Here is a 20,734-nt window from a genome sequence, read left to right on the forward strand (position 1 = left end):
TAATGTTTGGCAGCGTTCCACTTATTCAGTCGGTTTGCTGTTTGTTATCAAATTCTCATTTATCCATTTATTTACTTTTTTCGTTACAAATGACATTGGAGAAACACCTGAATTATTATTCACTGTTATATCTGCACCATTTTCCAATAATGTAATCGCAGATTTGTCATTTCTATCAAAAATGGCAATGAATAGCGGGGTACGACCATTTTCTTCTTGGATATTTAAGTTTGCCTTTGACCCTGCAAGAAGTTCTATAATTTCCGGGCTATTCTCTTGAGCAGCGAAATGCAACGCCGTCCACCCAGAGTCATCTTGCAAATCCAAATTCAAACCATTCATTTTGTATTGCTTTATTAGTTCAATGGCAAACGTACTCTTTCCTTCGACAATGAAATTCATTAATAGATTTCTTCCATCTCTATCCACAAAATCACATCCATACTTATCCACAAATGATATGACTTTTGTAAAATCATCTTCGTCGAATAATTCAAACATCAGATCTTCTGCTTTTTCGTTATATTTTGTACTCATAACTGCTTTATTTTAGAATTTGATAATGTTCGGCAGCTAATCGCCATTTTGGGCGATTAAGGTGTATGTTAGCATCACTTCTAATAAAAGAATCACATATCAGCTAATTTCCACTTTACTTCAGAAGCTGATACATCATCATCAATATATGCTTGCAAATAAGCAGCTAAATCTTTATATCGACTTTCACCGTTGCAATCATATACCCATAATTCCGGTTCTTCTGTACCGTCAAACCATATTAGGCAAATCATTTCATAGCCATTATCGCTTGCTGCAAAAATGGAAATTCTGTTTGGCGCAAATAGTCCAGTAGCATGGTCTTCCCAATAATCCTTTGAAGCTTTTATGTCGCGAACAATTCCTATCAACCGTTCATCCTTTTCATCTTCATTCCATGGACTTTCCATTTCTTTTGTATCAAGCCAATCTCCATGTGTCGCATTAATCCATTTACCAAATGCCCCATACCTGATTTTCAACATAGGAGAGACATTTCTATAAACTCCTTTTTCAAGGGTAGGCACTCCCTTATGAAAGTCGATAGCTTGGCTTATTTGAACCTTACCTTCTAAATCAATGACTTCATCAAGCAATTCTTTTATTGTTTTCATTCTTTTTTATTTGATGCTAATGTCCGGTGGCTAACCGACCTTTTCAGGGGAGGGTAAGCCGCTTGTTATGTATCTTTATAAGTTGGGATGACTTACCCAATTATATTTTTTCATTAACTTTTCCATTGCTTTATTCTCTGCATTATTATTTCTGAAATAAATATATACAGATTTCAAGGTTTTCAGATGAAATAATGTTTTTTCCAACTCTTCGGTTGTTAGACATGTTAGTTCCGTTGCGACAAAACGCTGCAATTTCGGAAGATATCTGACACTGTCTATACCATAGCGCAGATTCGGGCAGCCTGCCAACTCCAACAATTCCAAGTTGCTCAGTTTTGACAAGTCTGGCAAGGTCTCAAGACTGAAAGTCCAGTGCAGATAAAGTCTTTTCAGATTAACCAATTTAGATATCCACGAAAAATCCGAGCATTTCGTCTGCCTTTTCAGATACAGATATTCCAAATTCGGAAATTTGTCAGGCAAACACTCCCCGTTTGTCAGTTTGGAGAATATGGATAACTTTTTCATATTGAAGTTAGGATTCAGACTCGATGCGTCCATTTTTTTGACCTCCAATTCTTTAAGATTTGTCAAACTGTTAATGACAGAAAGTTGTTTTTTAGTAATTTCCAAATAGTCTCCAAAATTAAGAGCATCTAAGAACTTTAACTCTTGCAGGCTCTGCAATGATATGCTTCTTTTAATCAGACCTAAAATTGAAAGACTTTGCAGTAATGGAGTATATTGAACAAAATCAATAGAATCCAATTCTGCTTTATGCGGAAAGTTGGAGACAAGTAAATGCCGTACATTACTCAAAAATTCAATAATATTGAGATTGTATATCAAATCTTCATCTTCTTGACTTATTCCTAAATCACAATCAATACATATCATACAATCATTCATTCCAAGCAATTTATTAATGGATTGCAATTGACTCACAGTATATCCCTGTGTACCAAATAATTGTATTGATTCTCCTTGTACTATGGTTATATTTGCAATTTCCTGTGAAGTTTGTTTACGAATATATATCATATTGAATTTTATTAAGATACATAATGTATTTCAGCTAACTGCATTTAGCTGTTAAGTTGATTGTTACCAACATTTATTTTTTCAATTCTCCCAATAAGCATATATTGGCTATGTGATATTAAATATTCTTCATTTTTTTCTTCGTATTTATTTTCTAAACACAAAGCACCACCGACAATAACATCAACATTCGTTTCTAAATCAAAATATTCTTTTTCATATCTGGGTTTCAAAATTAGAATACAACTTTTTTGTCCATTAAAATCTAAAAAACTATCAGATTTGAAAAGAAGAAATGTAGGAGAAAGTTGCTTTATTACTATACCATGAAGAATATTACTACCATTATGATTGAAACCCCACGGTTCATCTACTGTTAGTTTGTACTTGACCATATTTATTAATTTTCTTTAGTTGGTAATGTTTGTCAGCGTTCCGCTTATTCAGTCGGTCTGCTGTTTGTTATCAATGCCTTACCGATTATAAAGTTGATTTAGCATTTTGAAATAATCATTTCCAAACCCTTCAACATAATCATCCATTACGCCATATATGTTGTTTTTACTATCAACAAGCAAGACCATATATCCATGTTCGTATTCCCCAAAAGGACAAATATCCGAAACATGGAGTAGTTCACAAAATTGGTCGTAGAATAAGTAATGCGGATTATCGTTTAATGTTTTCTTTAAATTAAAATGCACATCCACTTTTGGAAACTGAAATTCCTGATTGTAGAAATAAATAAGGAAATCTATCAACTTTGAAGTCGGTTGGTAGTTTGCTTTAGAATAAATTGCCACAAGCTCATTCGGGCTTATGATTACCCGATTTTCCCAGTGGCAATTCGTTTTAAGATATTGCTTCAGTTCCATACTACTTTTATTTTTTATTTTGCACATTGATAATGTTTGGCAGCGTTCCGCTTTTTAGTCGGTTTGCTGTTTGTTAGTCGCTTATTCCCATTCAAATGTTGATAAGTAACGAAGACCATTATAGTCCGCAATCTCTTCAACATATTTTTTAGGTATGCCAAGATGACCTTTCATGTTTTCTTTAAGAATAAAAACTTTTTGGTTTTTCTTTTTATCTCTAAAACCATTCGGGATATAGCAGAAAGTACAATTATTTGAGGCATTATTAAGGCCATTTCTATTTAATGATTTTTCAACCCAACAATCAAGTACATTATTGTCTATTATAACTGATTGAATTAATTGAACAGAATTCATTGTACATGTTTTGTCAATTTTAATTCTTAAAAACTCTGGATAATAGAATTTTATACCTAAGTCTTTACAGAACTGACAACGATGTTCGGGATTGGGACGCTTTTTGCTCTGACCGGATTCATACGCTTCCAACTCCTTGAGGTATTGCTCTTGATTAAAATACTCCATAAATTCGGTTTCATTTTTATCGGTATGCCCAATCCATGTCATATATTTCAAACCGGCAGTCGAGGCTGTTGTACCAGTCGGATTAAGTTCAAAAATAAAAGAGCCCAAGAAGGATACCGATACGGTATTCGTCGCTTTCTGCAATGATATACCCTCATGGCTATTATACATGATTGCCGCATTTGCGACAGTTATTTTTTTCGCTCTTAGTATTTCCTTGATTTTATCTGTGTCTGCCGGAATAACATTCAACAGATTCTCAAGTCCTTCAGAAGAATATTTCATAATAAGAGAATCTTCGTCATAGTCCATTACACCAAGCTCTTTACAGAACTGGCAACGAAGTTCCTTATTGTCTTCATCGTATTCTTTCCACCATTGACGGAAAGCCGATTGATCCATATATTTCTCAAAGTCAGCTTCGGAATCGAATTGACCGACCCATATCATTATCTTGCTCATTTTCTTTTTTTATTTTTCAAGCGACTAATGGTTTGCAGCTTGCCGCCGTGAGGTGGCACAGGTGCTTGTTATCAGTCACTTTTATTTCAAATCTTCTTTATTTATAGTAATTATTCTATTCGGTATAAAGAATTGAGATGCTTCCACATCTATGCTGTTTGATATATAGCACTTCCAAAATTTCACGTATAGAAATTTCTTTTTGATTTTACGAAAAAACTTGGAAACCATTTGAGAAAAATCATTATTATCAGAACAGCAATAAAAACGTCCAGCAATGTATGCCATATCTTCCCTTTGAAAAGGAACTCTATATTCTAAAACTGGACTTTTCACATAGTCCAATACTTCAGCTGTTGTTCCATCATAATATTCATGTGTATAATATGATATATATTGTTGGAAAGATTTTCCGGTCAAATACATCTTCCGGTCATTAGCACAAATGTCAAAAGGAGATAAATCTCCTTTATAATGTGGGACACACAACAACTCTCCAAATACACTTCTAAGCGTATTTGCAATCATCTCATCATCATTTTTATGCGAATAGAATTCAAATTGCTTTCCCATGTTCTACTGGTTTTAATGACTGATAATGGTTTGCAGCTTGCCGCCGTTAGGCGGAACAGGTGCATGTTATTCGCATATTATTCGGGTCGCCAATATGGATGTAATGCCGTTCCAATATTAAACATTGGAACATTAAACTCATTTATCCATTCAAGGCGAGTCCAAATGCCAGAGTTTTCACCGACCATAAGCATCTTTTCATTACAAAAAACAGCTTCCATTTCATAAGGGCGACGACCAATTTCAAAGTTCATTACAATAAATCTAACTGGAGCTTTATCTTGTAACGGTACAACAACCGAATTGCATTTTAAGGTGGATTTTGCCACTTTACCTAATGTCTTTCTACTATGTCTTACAGCTTCAATAGAGCGTTTGGCATTTCTCGAAATCGCCATAGGTCTATATATCGGACCAAATTCCGGCTCTACATCATTTGGCAAGACATCCATTTTATCTACTAACTTTGTAAGACCGTCAATCATCATTTCTTTTATTTCATTTGAATTAATATTGCAAAATCCCGCCCATGCAACAAGCTGTTTGTCGGTAGGAAAACTCTCGCCGTCCACATCAAACCACACATTAAAATCGCTGCCCAAAGAATTGATATAGATAGGAGATTTGGCTGTATATAGTCCCCAATCATCAATTTGCCAAAGCGAGCAATCAAAGTTTGATATATAGTTTTTTTCTTCCATTTGTTTTTGCGAATAATGTCTGGTGGATAATCATCATTAAATGAGATTGATCCGCTTGTTATCCGTCTCATTCCTTTTTTAATGATGAAATAAACGATTCAAAATCACTCGCCAATAAGGAAAGAGCTACTTCTTCCATTTCCAAGAAATAGATTTTACCTTCAGCTTTGTCAAAAACGAAATAATTGCCGAATGGATCTATAGCAAATGGTATTACAGTATTCGGGATTATATCACTCAAATCAGTTATTGTCGCCGAATACGTCAAGTCTTCAAATTCTGTGGACTTTATGGGCAGAAAGAAATCCACCACATAATCCTGACTATTTTGAGTGTATATCGTTTTATTTGGTTGACCTCCGTTATTGGCAAGAAGGAACGATTTGATTTCCTGCGGGAAAATAAATTTGTTTTTCCGCTCAACATCAGCTATATCCTTAGCTGTAATTGATTCTGATTTATTGTTAACCTTAATTCCGCAAAACTTTGATTTAAATTAATTTATAAGTTCCTGAGCAACAAAAAGTTGCCCAGGATTTTGCCGTGTCAGATTTTTCACTTATCTTAGTGTTGCAATTAGAAAACAAGCGAAAATCGTAACAAGGCATGGCAAAGGTACAAATAAAATCTGAGAAACTCACACCTTTTGGAGGAATTTTTTCAATCATGGAGAAATTTGACTCCATGCTTTCACCCGTTATCGACTCAACACTGGGTCAGAGATGCCGCAGTATCATCGGATATCAGTTCAGCGAGATAGTCCGTTCGCTGATGAGCGTTTATTTCTGTGGCGGCTCATGCGTGGAAGACGTAACGTCACAACTGATGCGCCATCTCTCGTATCATCCTACCCTTCGTACATGCAGCTCTGATACCATCCTCAGAGCCATCAAGGAACTGACACAGGAAAACATCTCCTATACTTCCGACCAAGGCAAGACCTATGATTTCAATACTGCAGACAAACTCAACACATTGCTTATAAACGCTTTGGTTTCTACAGGCGAGTTGAAGGAAATTGAGGAATACGATGTTGACTTTGACCATCAGTTTCTTGAAACGGAGAAGTATGATGCAAAACCGACCTACAAAAAGTTCCTCGGCTACAGGCCTGGCGTATATGTTATCGGTGACAAGATAGTCTATATCGAGAACAGCGATGGCAACACGAATGTGCGTTTTCATCAGGCAGACACCCATAAGAGATTCTTCGCTCTTCTGGAATCCCAGAACATCCGTGTAAATCGCTTCAGGGCAGACTGCGGTTCCTGCTCGAAGGAAATCGTCAGTGAGATAGAGAAGCATTGCAAACATTTCTACATCCGTGCCAACCGATGCAGTTCGCTCTACAATGACATCTTTGCTCTGAGAGGATGGAAGACGGAGGAGATTAACGGCATCCAGTTCGAACTCAATTCCATTCTCGTTGAGAAATGGGAAGGCAAGTGCTATCGTCTTGTCATCCAGAGACAAAGACGCAACAGTGGCGACCTTGACCTATGGGAAGGCGAATACACTTACCGTTGTATTCTGACCAACGATTACAAGTCATCGACAAGGGACATTGTTGAATTCTACAATCTGCGTGGCGGCAAGGAACGTATCTTTGACGACATGAACAACGGATTCGGTTGGAGCAGGCTCCCCAAGTCATTCATGGCGGAGAATACTGTCTTTCTTCTGCTTACTGCATTGATACACAATTTCTACAAGACCATCATGAGCAGGCTTGACACCAAGGCTTTTGGGCTCAAGAAAACGAGTCGCATAAAGGCTTTTGTCTTCAGATTCATCTCCGTACCTGCCAAGTGGATCATGACTGCAAGGCAATACGTGCTGAATATCTACACAGAGAACCGCGCTTATGCAAAACCCTTCAAAACAGAATTCGGATAAGAATCCTTTCTTTCCGGTTAGAATCTGCGTATTACCTCAAGTCGCATCGTGGGGTAAGGGGATGTTGGCTACATATTGATGTTGTGCTGTTGCTTTTTACTGAAAGCTACTACTAACGACTCATAAATCTACCCTTAATCGTGTATTGGATGATAGTTGCGGATTTTAGGGTTAAATTCAAGTTCCATTTTATTTTTTATTTTGACGGATAACGGTTTGCAGCTATACGCAGGCAGGGATTTTTACCACTAAGCTACCTACGATGAACTGAACTTTAAATTTACCACTTTCCTGTCTTACGAAGCACGAACCCCCTGCTTGCGTATAGGTGATGTTATGCGGTCGGCTTTCATTTTCTCTTCTTTCTCGTTAATTTGTCAAGCAAAGTTACTAAATTTGCAGTCAAGCAATTTCAATTTTTGAATTATGTATTTCAGCAGACCTTGGACTTCTATCTAAGTGATAGGCAGTCCTGAATAAATTCCAATCAATCTTTTAGGGCAAGACAATCAGTCTATGCTTTGTGTGTGCTGTCATTTTTTTTGATGGCATTGCTTTGTCGTAGTTGCTCTGTCGGGTAATACTGTCTATTCACTTCTCTGTGATTTGAATTCAAGTATTCACCTGTAAGAAGTTACTAATGACAAAAAAGAAATTGCCCGTTCGTTTTACGGGTCAGCACTTTACTATTGATAAAGTGCTAATAAAAGATGCAATAAGACAAGCAAATATAAGTAATCAGGATACGGTTTTAGATATTGGGGCAGGCAAGGGGTTTCTTACTGTTCATTTATTAAAAATCGCCAACAATGTTGTTGCTATTGAAAACGACACAGCTTTGGTTGAACATTTACGAAAATTATTTTCTGATGCCCGAAATGTTCAAGTTGTCGGTTGTGATTTTAGGAATTTTGCAGTTCCGAAATTTCCTTTCAAAGTGGTGTCAAATATTCCTTATGGCATTACTTCCGATATTTTCAAAATCCTGATGTTTGAGAGTCTTGGAAATTTTCTGGGAGGTTCCATTGTCCTTCAATTAGAACCTACACAAAAGTTATTTTCGAGGAAGCTTTACAATCCATATACCGTTTTCTATCATACTTTTTTTGATTTGAAACTTGTCTATGAGGTAGGTCCTGAAAGTTTCTTGCCACCGCCAACTGTCAAATCAGCCCTGTTAAACATTAAAAGAAAACACTTATTTTTTGATTTTAAGTTTAAAGCCAAATACTTAGCATTTATTTCCTGTCTGTTAGAGAAACCTGATTTATCTGTAAAAACAGCTTTAAAGTCGATTTTCAGGAAAAGTCAGGTCAGGTCAATTTCGGAAAAATTCGGTTTAAACCTTAATGCTCAAATTGTTTGTTTGTCTCCAAGTCAATGGTTAAACTGTTTTTTGGAAATGCTGGAAGTTGTCCCTGAAAAATTTCATCCTTCGTAGTTCAAAGTCGGGTGGTTGTCAAGATGATTTTTTTGGTTTGGTGTCGTCTTTTTTTAAGCTGCCGCATAACGTTATACTATCAGCCGATTTGGCTGTTATTTTCTTTAAGTATCAGACCTCGTCTTCCTCCATCAACAGATCGTCCAACGGGCTTTTGATATTGCTTTTGAAAGTGTCGGCTATGTGGACATACCTTTCCGTTGTCTTGATGTTGTTATGTCCCATAAGCTCTTTCACAATCTTGATGTCGGTTCCTTGCTCCAGCAAGTGGGTGGCGAACGAATGGCGCAGCAGGTGCGGATAAATCCGTTTCGTGATTCCCGCTTCCCGGGCCGCTGCCTTCAGCCGTTTCGACACGATACTCTCGGTGAAAGGTTCGCCCGGTCTGTGTTCAAAGAGCCACACTTTCGGTTTGTATAGTCTGTTATATTCCGTCAGCTTTTTCATCAACGGTTTTGATAGCAGGGTGTAGCGGTCTTTTTTTCCTTTACCCTGCCGCACCCGTATCAGGGAGCGGGATTCGTTGATGTCGCCGGGTTTCAGTTCCAGCAGTTCGCTGATGCGCAATCCTGCGGAATAGAGTATGGAGAACATGCAGAAGAAGCGCAGGTCTGTCACCGTCGCGTCGAGTATCTTCTTTATTTCCTCCTTGCTCAACACGTCGGGCAGCGTCTTCTCCCGTTTGGCACGGTTCACCTTGTAACACCGCCGTTCCTGACCGAGAACTTTCTCGTAATAGAACTTGATGGCGTTGATACGCTGGTTTTGCTGGCAGGAGGATATGTTTTTCTCGTGGATGAGATACAGCAGGTAGTCGTTTATCTCGCCGGGGGTAACCGTTTCAATCTTACGCCCCTCGAAATGCTGTTGGAAATCGCGGAAATAGGAGGTATATACCCTTACGGTATGGTCACTGTAACGCACTTGCTGAAGTTTTTCCAGATAGCCTTCCGGCAGTGGCGGCCGTTTGTCTTCCTCTTTACGGGGGGCGGTTTCCTTGATGGCAGAATAGTCTATAAACGCCATTTTCACATAGCGGTCGAAGAACTCGGCAAGCACGAAATCTTCTGCCGGCAGATAAGCCCTGCCGCCGACAAGCAGTACGTTTTCTTCCTTCGACAGCGACAAGCGGATGTCATTGTCATTACCGAAAGTCACTTCGACAAATTCTCTCCCGTTTCTTATCACCGGAGAAAGTTTGATCTTGGTTTTTGGGGTATATATTTCCATGCCTCACGTTTTGTCGGATATTGAAACCCGTTTTCGCAAATTTATAAAAAAACACGGGTTATCCATGCGCTTTATTGACATTTAACAATAGATCCCGACTACCTGACAATAAGGTGAGGAGCCACGAAAATACCCTCTGCCAAATCCGTCCTTCCCGGCACTCCGTTTCTCCGATTTCCTCTGCCCTGCGCCACAAGCGGCCACTTCTGTGCCCGATGCTTCCATTGCCTTTCCAACTCTTTTACGTTCAGCCGGTTCCCCTTACTTTCGTTCCCGCATCGCTATTGGTGCTAACTAAAAACACTCGTAATTATGGACGAAAACGTAAAGAACGACGCTAAACAAGTCATGCTCGTTCAGAATGCCGACGACGGACGACTGCAAGCCGTTACCGGCGTGGATCGGGACGGCAATATCCAGACCGCCGACCCCACGGATCAGAACGTGGCGAGCCTGCTGAACGTGAACACGCAGGATTCAGCCCTCGAAGCCTTCTTCAAAAAGTTCATGGAACAGGCCCAGAACCCCGTCCACACGGGTATCTTCGTCATGACGGAGAATGCCCTGAACAAACTTATCCGCATCGACTTCGACCCGGAGATTCTGGAAAATTACCGTATCGACCCCTCCGAACGGCTCCAGACGCAGGAGCAGCGGCAGTTCGAGCCGCTGGACGTCACGAAGATAGACCTGGCGGATATGGAGAAGAAAGGTATCCGCATGGAGGACATCGAGCCGCACCTGAAAGCCATGTCTTACGGACATAAATCCAACGGGCTGGTGGAGATGAACCCCGAACTGGAGAACGGGATGCGTGTTTCCACCAAAGGGCGCGTGTCGCTCGAAGAGCAGGCGGACGGCTCGCTGCGCGTCGTGCCGCATTACTGGCAGGAACGGCCCGACCTCGACGCCCCCTTCCACGGGGTGCTGCTCGACGAGGAGGCGAAAACGAACCTGATGAACACCCGCCACGCCGGGAAAGTGATCGACCTGGAGCTGGAGCCGGGCAAGCTCACGCCCTGCTACGTGTCGATAGACAAATGGACGAACACGCTGGAACCCATGCCCGTTTCGCTACTCGAAAAACGTGCCCGCATCAAGGAGGCCGACCTCTCGGAAGGCAAGCAGATGGATTTCTACGGCGGCGGCAAGGTGTTGCTCGAAGGATATACCACCCGCGCGGGTTATAAGCGGGATGCCTATATCCAAATCGACGCGGCCGAACGTAACTATTCCTTTACCTACGACGGTTTGGATCGCAACCGCTACGCCCAGGAGAACAAGGAGATTTACCGTCAGAAGGCCGCCGAGAAAAACGGACGGCAGGAAACTACGGCCTCCGAACGACAGCCCACGCTCACGATTCACCGGACAATCCTCAAAGCCTCCGTGCCCAAAGAGGCTTATGACCAGTGGACGGAAGCGGTGAATGATCCCTCCAAGCGGGCGGATGTCAAGGCTTTCTACATCAAGGGCATGGTCAAGGACGGGCAGGGTGAGCCGTTCAACGCCTGGGTCAAGCCCAACTTCGAGCGTAACAAGATGGACTTCTTCCGCTGGAATCCCGACCGTGCGAAACGGCAGGGAGCGGAGGTCAAACCCGCCGTTGAAAGCCGTACCCAGGTCGCCGTCAATTCCGAGGGCAAGACCGTCGAAGCGGTCAAAGGTGTGAAAGAGCCGCTCAAGCAGGGACAGCAGGAAGCCACCCCGACGCAGAAGAAAAATTACCGCAGCAGCAAAAAGAGCAACTCCAAAGGTGTCAAGGTATAACGTATGAAATGGTTCTACATGCAGGCCGGAGCCATGCCGCTCCTGATCGCGGCGCTGGCCGCCTTGTACCTCCGGCCGGGTAAACGCAGCCCCCCGGAGGAGGCGGACGACGGACGGCAGTATTACGACGGGAACGGCAACCATGTCTATTACGACCGCCGGCTGATCGCCCGTCCGGAAAAAGAGAAAGAAGAAGAACTACAAGAAAACAACCACTGAAAAATCCGAATCATCATGCAAGTAATTATCGCAGAAAAGCCCTCGGTGGCGCGTGAGATCGCCGCCATCGTGGGAGCCACGAACCGTAAAGACGGTTTTATCGAGGGAAACGGCTACGCCGTAACCTGGGCCTTCGGCCACCTGGTCGGGCTGGCAATGCCCCAACAGTACGGCATCGCGGGTTTCCGCCGGGAAAACCTGCCTATCCTGCCATCATCGTTCATCCTCCTGCCCCGGCAGGTTCGGGAGGGTAAAGAGTATAAGGCCGACCCGGGTGTCGTGAAGCAGCTCGGTATTCTCCGGGAATTGTTCGGCATGGCCGAGCGCATCATCGTCGCGACCGACGCGGGGCGTGAAGGTGAGCTGATCTTCCGCTACATCTACTCTTACCTGGAATGCCGCACCCCTTTCGTGCGGTTATGGATCAGCAGCCTGACCGACCGGGCCATCCGCGAGGGGTTACAACACCTCCGCCCCGGCAACGAATACGACAACCTTTACCTCTCGGCCAAAGCCCGCAGCGAAGCCGACTGGATCGTCGGTATCAACGCCTCGCAAGCGCTTGCCGTGGCTGCCGGGCGGGGCGTCTGGTCGCTCGGACGGGTGCAGACCCCCACGCTGGCGATCATCTGCTCCCGTTACCTGGAGAACAAGGCGTTCAAGCCCGCCACCTATTTCCGGCTGAAGCTCTCCACGGCAAAGGAGGGCACGGAGTTCACCGTCCTCTCCACGGAGAAATTCGACGGCAGGGAGAAGGCGGAAGCAGCCCGCGCCGAAGTTATCGGCGTCCGAACGGTACGCGTCGTGAACGTGGAGCGCAAGGAGGCCAGGGAACAGCCGCCTCTCTTGTACGACCTGACGACACTCCAAAAAGAGGCCAACAGCCGGTATGGTTTTTCGGCAGAAAAAACGCTCGACATCGCCCAGTCGCTTTACGAGAAGAAGTTCATCACTTATCCCCGTACCGGCTCACGCTATATATCGGAAGATGTGGCCGAGGAGATTCCGGCACTCATCGGGAACATGACACGCTATCCCCGTTTCGCGGAATACGCGGGCAGGATGGATACCGCATCTCTCTCCCGCCGAAGCGTGGACAACGAAAAGATCGCCGACCACCACGCGCTGCTTCCCACCGAGAACCTCCCCTCCGAACTGGATGCCGACCACCGCATCGTCTATGAGATGGTCGCGGGGCGGATGCTCGAAACCTTTTCCGGGGCCTGCGTGAAAGAAAACACTTTCCTTACCCTGCAAAGCGCGGGACATGATTTCACGGCCCGCGGCAGTATCATGGTCGAGACGGGCTGGCGGGCCGTCCTGAATGAACCTGTCGAAGAGAAAGAGGAGGACATGACCCTCCTTCCCGACATCGTGCAAGGCGACGAGCTGCCCGTCAAAGGATGCGGCACGGAACAGAAACAGACCCGGCCGCGCCCCCTTCACACGGAATCGAGCCTGCTGGCGGCGATGGAAACCGCCGGACGCGAACTGTCCGACGAGGCCGAACGCGAGGCGATGAAAGATGCCGGCATCGGCACGCCCGCCACCCGTGCCGCCATCATCGAAACGCTCTTTGCCCGCGAGTATGTCAGGCGAGAGAAAAAGTCGCTTGTACCCACGGACAAGGGACTGGCCGTGTATGCCGTGGTCAGGGACAAGAAGATTGCCGATGTCGCCATGACGGGCGGCTGGGAACTGGCCCTCTCGAAGATCGCCACCGGGGAGATGGACGCCCCGACGTTCCATCGCGGTATCGAGGTCTTCACCTCGCAAATCGCCAAAGAACTGCTGGAAGCAAGAATCGACGGCGCGGAGAGTGACACAGCCTGCCCGCGTTGCGGCAGGCCCGTGGTGTTCTATCCCAAACTCGCCAAGTGTCAGAATCCCGATTGCGGCCTGACCGTATGGAGAACCGTGGGCCGCAAGGAGCTGACCGACAAGCAGCTCGCGGAACTGCTGACCAAAGGCAAAACCGGCACGATCCGGGGATTCGTCAAAAACGGCGGCGGAACGTTCGACGCGGCCCTCACGCTCGATGACCAGTTCAAGACCTCGTTCGTTTTCGAACCGCGCGATACTCCCAGGCAGGGAAAGAGGAACAAACGGAAATAATCGTTACCTTTGCCACTGGAAAAGACCTGTCATAACGAGATACGCTTGTTTGATAAGGATTTTTTCAGTGGTCGGCGCTTCGGGTGGGAACCCGGGGCGCCTTTCTCTTCCCCGATTATCAACGACCACTAAAAATTCTTATCATGCCAGACAAGCAACACCATACCCCCACGGGGGAATTGTCCTATTACGGACTTTCGTTACTATCCTACCTCAAGGACAGCCACCCGGAACTCATCGCCGAAAGTGAGTTCATCGCCGAGCGGGCCGACAGCGCCGCCCAAGCGTACAGCGAGGCGATCCGTTCGGGCTGCAACCACATCGAGGCCGAAGAAATTGCCCGCGAGGAACTCTGCCGCGGACTGCACTTTTCACCCTACAACACGCTGGTAAACATCCTCTGGAGGGAATTCGAGGCGGAGATTCCCGAGGATACCGCCCGGCAGGCGGCTCTACGCCTGCTGCCCCTCTGCCGCGGGGTGCTGGAGAAGTACGACCTCACGGACGACTTCGCCGACACGCCCGACTACGAACTGTTCTATACCGAACTGACGGGAACCGTCCAAATACTTCTCGAAGATGGCATTCAATAAGAAAACCCACCTCCGCCAGAATATCGACGCGCTGAAGACGGCCTTCACGCTCGACAGGGAACGGCGGGCGCCGACTCCCGAAGAAGAAAGGACACTCGGCGCATACAGCGGCTTCGGCGCCATCAAGGAAGTGCTGGAAAACCCCACCGGGAAACCGGACAAGGACGGCATGGCAACGCTCGTGGCCGAGTTGCACGAGGTCATCAGGGCGAACACCCCCGACGAACGGGAATACAAGCGCTACATGGACGGGATCAAGAACTCCGTCCTGACGGCTTTTTACACGCCCCCGAAAGTGGCAGACGCCATCGTGGAGGCGATATGGGACACGCGGATCGTCCCCAAACGTATTCTTGACCCCAGTGCGGGAACGGGGGTTTTCGTCAGTGCCGTGGATTTCCACGCCCCCTATGCGGAGATCACCTGCTTCGAGAAAGACCCCGCCACGGGGTTGATCCTGAAGCACCTGCACCCCGAAAAACGGGTGCGGGTACAGGGATTCGAGCGCATCGAACCCAAATACGCCGGTTACTACGACGTGGCCGTGAGCAACATCCCTTTCGGGGACGTGGCGCTCTTCGACCCGTTCTTCTCCACCCATACCGACCCCGTGCGGCGGCAAGGCACACGGGCGCTGCACAACTATTTTTTCATGAAGTCCGTCGATATGGTACGCGAGGGCGGCCTGGTGGCATTCATCACCTCGCAGGGAGTATTGAACGCCGAGCAGGGACGCCCCGTGCGCGAGTGGCTGATGAACCGCTGCGAGCCCGTATCGGCCATCCGGCTGCCGAACAACCTCTTTACAGAACACGCGGGGACGGAGGTCGGCAGCGACCTGGTTATCCTGCAAAAGAAAGCCGCCACGGGGGAACTGTCCGAACGGCAGCGGGATTTCATCGAATCCCGCAAGCTGTCGAACGGCATCCGGATAAACAACCTTTTCCAGTCGTTCGACAGGGTGATCCATACCGAGGCCAAAGTAGGCAAAGACCCCTACGGCAAACCGGCGATGGAGTTCACCCACGCGGAGGGCGTGGACGGCATCGACCGGGAGATGCGGCGTATGCTCTCGGAGGATTTCAACCGGCATTTCAACGAGAGTTATTGCCTGGAACATGCTCCGGAACAGACACCCGGTACACCGGAGCGGGAATTGTCCCGTCCCCGTCAGGCGGAACGCCAGCGTGCCGAAAGACACGAGCCCCGCCTTGCCGGAGAAATCGTCAAGGAGATTATCGCCGATGCCCGTAACCTTCAGCAGCAGCGGGAAGAGGAGGAAAAACGCCGCGTCGTCGCCGAAATGGCGGCACAGGGCTACCATGTCGATACCGAAACCGGGGAGATTACCCGAATCGAAAACAAACCCGGACAAGCGTTACCGGATTCTGCCGCCACATCCGCCGGAGAACCGACCGGGGAGGATCTGGCCGACTTCGGGGCCTGGTCGAAGGAGCGGGAGAATCGCTTGTGGGAGCAACACCCGCCGAAACCCGAAGATTTCGGCATGACGGATACTCCCGTGCAGCACGTGGGCGGAATAACGGAACCGAAACCGCGGGAGGGCTTCGCCGGGTCGCTTTTCGACACGGTGGAAACGGCGGCTCCCGCACCTGCCACCCAAGCTGCCGAACCGGTAAACGTGCAGCAGGAACCGTTGCTGACGCTCTACGATCTGTTCGGCTTCAGCGCCGAGGAGCGGCGGCAGGCAGAACTCGGTATATCCAAGAAAAGGAACAGCCGCCGGGGAGCAAAGCGGAAGACGCCCCGACAACCCTCATTATTCGCCCCGGCCTCCTCTCCGGAGGAACAGAAGAGCGAAATGCCGAAAACGACGCCACCGGAGCGTGATCCCGAAGACTTGTATGCCTCCCTGAACTGGGAGGACAACCCGCCGATCAACGGCTTTTACGAGATGATGATGTCGCTTACCCTGGAACGGAGGGCGGAACTACGCCGACAAAGCGCCCGGCAGCAGGAAACCCCGGAACAGCGGGAACGGCAGGCGGTACGCCCCCCGACGGAAGCCCCGAAAGACAGACGAAAACAAGCCGCCGGTACGCCGAGAACGGGCAGCTTGTTCGACACGCCGGAAAATCCGGAGGAGGAAGAACCCGGTAAAGAAACGCCGCAGATACGGGAGGCGGATATGAAACCCCGCCCGTTCGAGGGGGAGGTCGCCCCCTATTTCCGCGAGGGGACACTCGTCACGGACGGACAAAACCGGGTCGGCTACCTGCGGGAGACTGAATCCCTGCAACCCATGTTCCACCCGCTGGAACTCACGCCTGCACAACGGACGAAAGCCTCCATGTATATCGAGATACGCGATGCCTATTACCACCTTTATAACAACGAGGCGGAAACGCTGACGGCGAACCCCGCCCTGCGGGAGATGCTCAACCGGCTTTACGACAATTTCACCGAACGCTTCGGACGGCTCAATGACAAACGCAACCTCGACCTGATCAAGATGGACGCGCGGGGGACGGAGATTCTGTCGCTGGAGCGTTACATCGACGGCAAGGCACGCAAAGCCGACATCTTCGAGCGTCCCGTGGCCTTCAATCCCGATGAGATCACGCACGCCGACGACGCTTCGGAGGCCCTTGTGGCCAGCCTGAACAAGTACGGCCGGGTGGAACCGCACTACATGGCCTCGCTCACGGGAACTACCGTGGAGGGAATACTCGGGGAACTGAAAGGACGCATCTATTACAACCCGGAAACGGACGGCTACGAGGTTGCCGACAAGTTCATCGCCGGCAATGTCATCGGGAAAGCCGACCGGATCGAGGCGTTCCTGCGGGAGAATCCCGACCACGCCCCGGCCCGGGAATCGCTGGAGGCTCTGCGCGAGGCGACGCCCAAACCCATCGCTTTCGACGACCTGGACTTCAACCTGGGCGAACGGTGGATTCCAAAAGGTGTTTACGAGCGTTTCGCCTCCTCGCTCTTCGATACGGAGGTGAAGATCACCTTCGCCTCCAACCTGGACGAGTACGGCGTGAAGGCGGAAGCGACGAACGTGAAGATCACGGAGCAGTATGCCGTCAGCGCGCAGACCCGTAAGTACAACGGCCTGCACCTTTTGAAACACGCCCTGCAAAACACTTCGCCCGACATCACCAAGACCGTCCTCAAATGGGTGGACGGCGAACGGCGGGAGGTCAAGGTGCGTGACGGGGAGGCCATACAGCTCGCCAACAGCAAGATAGACGAGATCCGGGGTGCTTTCCCCGAATGGCTGCGCGAGCAGTCGTCCGACTTCAAAGACCGCCTGACAGACCTCTATAACCGTACTTTCAACTGTTACGTGCGCCCGAAGTACGACGGGACGCACCAGGAATTCCCCGACCTCGACCTCAAGGGGCTGGGAATCGACAAACTGTATGACAGCCAGAAGGACGCGATATGGATGGACAAACTGCTCGGCGGCGGGATAATCGACCACGAGGTGGGCGGCGGAAAGACCCTTATCATGTGCTGCGGGGCCTACGAGAAGAAACGCCTCGGGCTGGCCAACAAACCCATGATTATCGGGCTGAAAGCCAACATCCATGAAATAGCCCGGACGTTCTGCACCGCTTACCCGATGGCCAAAGTCCTCTACCCGGGCAAGGAGGATTTCACGCCCCGGAAGCGTGAGCGCATCTTCCGGGAGATACGCAACAACGACTGGGACGCCGTGATCCTCTCGCACGAACAGTTCGGCATGATACCCCAGTCCCCGGAGATACAGCAGGAGATATTGCAGGCCGAGCTGGACTGTGTGGAGGAGAACCTCGAAGTGCTCAAAGCACAAGGCAGGGACGTTTCCCGCGCCATGATGAAAGGGTGTCAGAAACGCAAGGCCAACCTGGAAGCCAAGTTGCAGAAGGTGGCGCACGCGCTGGAAACACGCAAGGACGACGCCGTGGACTTCCGCCTCATGGGTATCGACCACCTCTACGTGGACGAGAGCCACAAATTCAAGAACCTGACTTTCACGACCCGGCATGACCGGGTGGCGGGCCTCGGAAATCCCGAGGGGTCGCAGCGGGCGCTCAACATGCTTTTCGCGCTGCGTACCATACAGCAGCGCACGGGCCGCGACCTGGGGGCGACGTTCCTCTCGGGAACGACCATCTCCAACTCGCTCACGGAACTGTACCTGCTTTTCAAGTACCTGCGCCCGAAGGAACTGGAGCGTCAGAATATCCGCACCTTCGATGCCTGGGCGGCCATATTTGCCAAGAAAACCATCGACTACGAGTTTTCCGTGACCAACGAGGTCGTGCAGAAAGAACGGTTCCGATATTTCATCAAGGTTCCCGAACTGGCCATGTTCTACTCCGAGATTACAGATTACCGCTCGGCGGAGGATATAGGGATCGACCGACCGCAAAAGAACGAGATATTGCACAATATCCCGCCGACACCCCAGCAGACGGAGTTCATAGAACGGCTGGTGCAGTTCGCCAAATCGGGCGATGCCACGCTCCTGGGCCGCCTGCCGCTCTCGGAGCGGGAGGAAAAGGCGAAAATGCTCATTGCCACAGACTACGCCCGCAAGATGTCGCTCGATATGCGTATGATAGACCCCGAACTATACAGCGACCACGTGGACAACAAGGCGAGCCACTGCGCCCGTATGATTGCCGGTTACTACCGCCGTTTCGAGGCGTACAAAGGTACGCAGTTCGTATTCTCCGACCTGGGAACCTACAAACCCGGAGCGGGGTGGAACGTCTATTCCGAGATACGGCGTAAACTCGCGGAGGATTACGGCATACCCCAAAGCGAGGTGCGGTTCATCCAGGAGGCGACCTCGGAAAAAGCGCGCAAGGAGATGATCGCCGGTATGAACGCCGGGAAAATCCGCGTACTCTTCGGATCGACCGAGATGCTCGGGACGGGAGTGAACGCGCAGAAACGCTGCGTGGCGATACACCACCTGGACTGCCCCTGGCGTCCCAGCGACCTGGAGCAGCGCGACGGGCGGGGAATACGCACCGGGAACGAGATCGCCAAACTCCATGCCGACAACAAGGTGGACGTGATATTATACGCCGTCGAGAAGTCGCTCGACGCCTACAAGTTCGGGCTGTTGCACAACAAGCAACTGTTCATCCGCCAGCTCAAGACCAACAACATGGGAAGCCGTACCATCGACGAGGGGGCCATCGACGAGAAGAGCGGCATGAATTTTTCCGAGTATGTCGCCGTCCTCTCGGGAAATACAGACCTGCTGGACAAGGCCCGCCTGGAGAAGAAGATCGCCACGCTCGAAAGCGAACGCCAGGCATTCGTGCGCGGCAAATCATCGAGCCGCTACAAGCTGGAGCAGATCACGGAGAAGATAGAGAAGAACAACGACCTGATACGGCGTATCGGCAAGGATCTGGAACACTTCAAGGCCCGCGTCGAGTTCAACGAGGACGGCTCGTACCGCAATCCCGTGAAACTGAACGGGCTGGAAACCTCCGACCCCAAGCTCATCGGGAAACAGCTCAACCGTATCGCCGAAACGGCACGCACGCTCGACAGGCTCGAACCCATCGGGAGCCTCTACGGGTTCGAACTGCTCGTCCAGAGCGAAACGACCGGGAAAGACGGGCTCGACCTGGTGCAGAACCGTTTTTATGTCCGGGGTGAAGGGGATTATCTATACCAGTATAACTACGGGAATATCGCCTCCGACCCGCGACTGGCGGCGATGAACTTCATCCACGCGCTCGCGACCATCGAGCCGACACTGGAAAAATTCCGGAAAAAGAACGAGGAACTGGAGAAAGATATTCCCGTCCTGCGGGAAGTGGTGGAAAGTTCCTGGCGCAAGGAGCCCGAACTGACGGCCCTGAAAACTGACCTGACGGAAATAGACCGCAGGATACAGCAAAGCCTCAAACCGATAGAAGAGAGCGAGGGAAAGGAGGCGGAGGAGGATAACGACGTGTGCCGGGAACGGCATGACACGGCGGAAGAGCTCCCGAAGGAAGACAACACGGCGGCCCGTATTCCTTCCCGGCTGCGGCAGATTGCCGACGCCTCCGGGGGGCGCATCGTGATCGCGGGCGTGGGCAGCCCGCCGGAGAACGGCCCCGCAAAGAAAGGGATTAAGATGTAAGCGAAAAGCCGACGGAAGTACAGATTTCCG

Annotated in this window: 17 protein-coding genes; 7 read left to right on the top strand and 10 right to left on the bottom strand. The window is 48.9% G+C overall.

Annotated features, from left to right (window positions below):
• Positions 1 to 21: 21 nt before the first annotated feature.
• The 9 genes from ACPYIV_RS18460 to ACPYIV_RS18500 form a co-directional block, all read right to left on the bottom strand.
• Entirely contained in the window at positions 22 to 537 is a 516-nt protein-coding gene (locus ACPYIV_RS18460; protein WP_048317455.1) for an ankyrin repeat domain-containing protein, read from the bottom strand.
• Positions 538 to 629: 92 nt separating this feature from the next.
• Positions 630 to 1,151, bottom strand: coding sequence for a hypothetical protein (locus ACPYIV_RS18465; protein ID WP_048317453.1), 522 nt, complete (start codon positions 1,149 to 1,151; stop codon positions 630 to 632).
• 75 nt (positions 1,152 to 1,226) lie between these two features.
• Positions 1,227 to 2,195 (bottom strand): hypothetical protein, encoded by a 969-nt coding sequence (locus ACPYIV_RS18470; RefSeq protein ID WP_048317451.1) that lies wholly within the window; start codon positions 2,193 to 2,195, stop codon positions 1,227 to 1,229.
• Positions 2,196 to 2,239: 44 nt separating this feature from the next.
• Entirely contained in the window at positions 2,240 to 2,590 is a 351-nt protein-coding gene (locus tag ACPYIV_RS18475) for a hypothetical protein (protein ID WP_048317449.1), read from the bottom strand.
• A gap of 78 nt (positions 2,591 to 2,668) precedes the next feature.
• Positions 2,669 to 3,070, bottom strand: a complete 402-nt coding sequence (locus ACPYIV_RS18480; RefSeq protein WP_005842521.1) for a hypothetical protein — start codon at positions 3,068 to 3,070, stop codon at positions 2,669 to 2,671.
• Positions 3,071 to 3,151: 81 nt separating this feature from the next.
• On the bottom strand, positions 3,152 to 4,057 hold the full coding sequence (locus tag ACPYIV_RS18485; RefSeq protein ID WP_009017660.1) for an immunity 22 family protein: 906 nt from the start codon (positions 4,055 to 4,057) through the stop codon (positions 3,152 to 3,154).
• Between the two features lie 81 nt (positions 4,058 to 4,138).
• Positions 4,139 to 4,630, bottom strand: a complete 492-nt coding sequence (locus ACPYIV_RS18490; RefSeq protein WP_004326133.1) for a hypothetical protein — start codon at positions 4,628 to 4,630, stop codon at positions 4,139 to 4,141.
• 77 nt (positions 4,631 to 4,707) lie between these two features.
• Entirely contained in the window at positions 4,708 to 5,331 is a 624-nt protein-coding gene (locus tag ACPYIV_RS18495) for a hypothetical protein (RefSeq protein WP_009132149.1), read from the bottom strand.
• 67 nt (positions 5,332 to 5,398) lie between these two features.
• Complete coding sequence (locus ACPYIV_RS18500) at positions 5,399 to 5,806, bottom strand: SMI1/KNR4 family protein (protein WP_425886536.1); 408 nt, start codon at positions 5,804 to 5,806, stop codon at positions 5,399 to 5,401.
• 131 nt (positions 5,807 to 5,937) lie between these two features.
• On the opposite strand from ACPYIV_RS18500, the gene ACPYIV_RS18505 reads away from it, so the two are divergent.
• On the top strand, positions 5,938 to 7,227 hold the full coding sequence (locus ACPYIV_RS18505; RefSeq protein ID WP_005815306.1) for an IS1380-like element IS612 family transposase: 1,290 nt from the start codon (positions 5,938 to 5,940) through the stop codon (positions 7,225 to 7,227).
• 640 nt (positions 7,228 to 7,867) lie between these two features.
• Complete coding sequence (erm(F), locus tag ACPYIV_RS18510; RefSeq protein WP_002682030.1) at positions 7,868 to 8,668, top strand: 23S rRNA (adenine(2058)-N(6))-methyltransferase Erm(F); 801 nt, start codon at positions 7,868 to 7,870, stop codon at positions 8,666 to 8,668.
• A gap of 111 nt (positions 8,669 to 8,779) precedes the next feature.
• On the opposite strand, the gene ACPYIV_RS18515 is transcribed toward erm(F), so the two are convergent.
• Positions 8,780 to 9,898 carry a tyrosine-type recombinase/integrase gene (locus ACPYIV_RS18515; protein WP_007565622.1) on the bottom strand — a complete coding sequence of 373 codons (1,119 nt, stop codon included), beginning with the start codon at positions 9,896 to 9,898 and terminating at the stop codon, positions 8,780 to 8,782.
• A gap of 312 nt (positions 9,899 to 10,210) precedes the next feature.
• Here ACPYIV_RS18515 and ACPYIV_RS18520 point away from each other — a divergent pair, with 312 nt between their 5' ends.
• From ACPYIV_RS18520 to ACPYIV_RS18540, 5 genes are all read left to right on the top strand, one after another.
• Positions 10,211 to 11,668, top strand: coding sequence for a DUF3945 domain-containing protein (locus ACPYIV_RS18520; RefSeq protein ID WP_007558960.1), 1,458 nt, complete (start codon positions 10,211 to 10,213; stop codon positions 11,666 to 11,668).
• Between the two features lie 3 nt (positions 11,669 to 11,671).
• Positions 11,672 to 11,887, top strand: a complete 216-nt coding sequence (locus ACPYIV_RS18525) for a hypothetical protein (RefSeq protein ID WP_004319199.1) — start codon at positions 11,672 to 11,674, stop codon at positions 11,885 to 11,887.
• A 15-nt stretch (positions 11,888 to 11,902) separates the two neighbouring features.
• Complete coding sequence (locus tag ACPYIV_RS18530) at positions 11,903 to 14,002, top strand: type IA DNA topoisomerase (RefSeq protein ID WP_004319201.1); 2,100 nt, start codon at positions 11,903 to 11,905, stop codon at positions 14,000 to 14,002.
• A 143-nt stretch (positions 14,003 to 14,145) separates the two neighbouring features.
• Positions 14,146 to 14,595: a DUF1896 family protein gene (locus tag ACPYIV_RS18535; protein ID WP_004295482.1), complete on the top strand. Its 450-nt coding sequence runs from the start codon at positions 14,146 to 14,148 to the stop codon at positions 14,593 to 14,595.
• Positions 14,582 to 20,704: a helicase-related protein gene (locus tag ACPYIV_RS18540; protein WP_425884528.1), complete on the top strand. Its 6,123-nt coding sequence runs from the start codon at positions 14,582 to 14,584 to the stop codon at positions 20,702 to 20,704. The genes ACPYIV_RS18535 and ACPYIV_RS18540 overlap by 14 nt, the downstream gene beginning before the upstream one ends.
• Positions 20,705 to 20,734: the final 30 nt, after the last annotated feature.

Origin of the sequence: Parabacteroides vesiculifaciens (assembly GCF_049860805.1) — a bacterium.
In the GTDB taxonomy this organism is placed as follows: Bacteria; Bacteroidota; Bacteroidia; order Bacteroidales; family Tannerellaceae; genus Parabacteroides.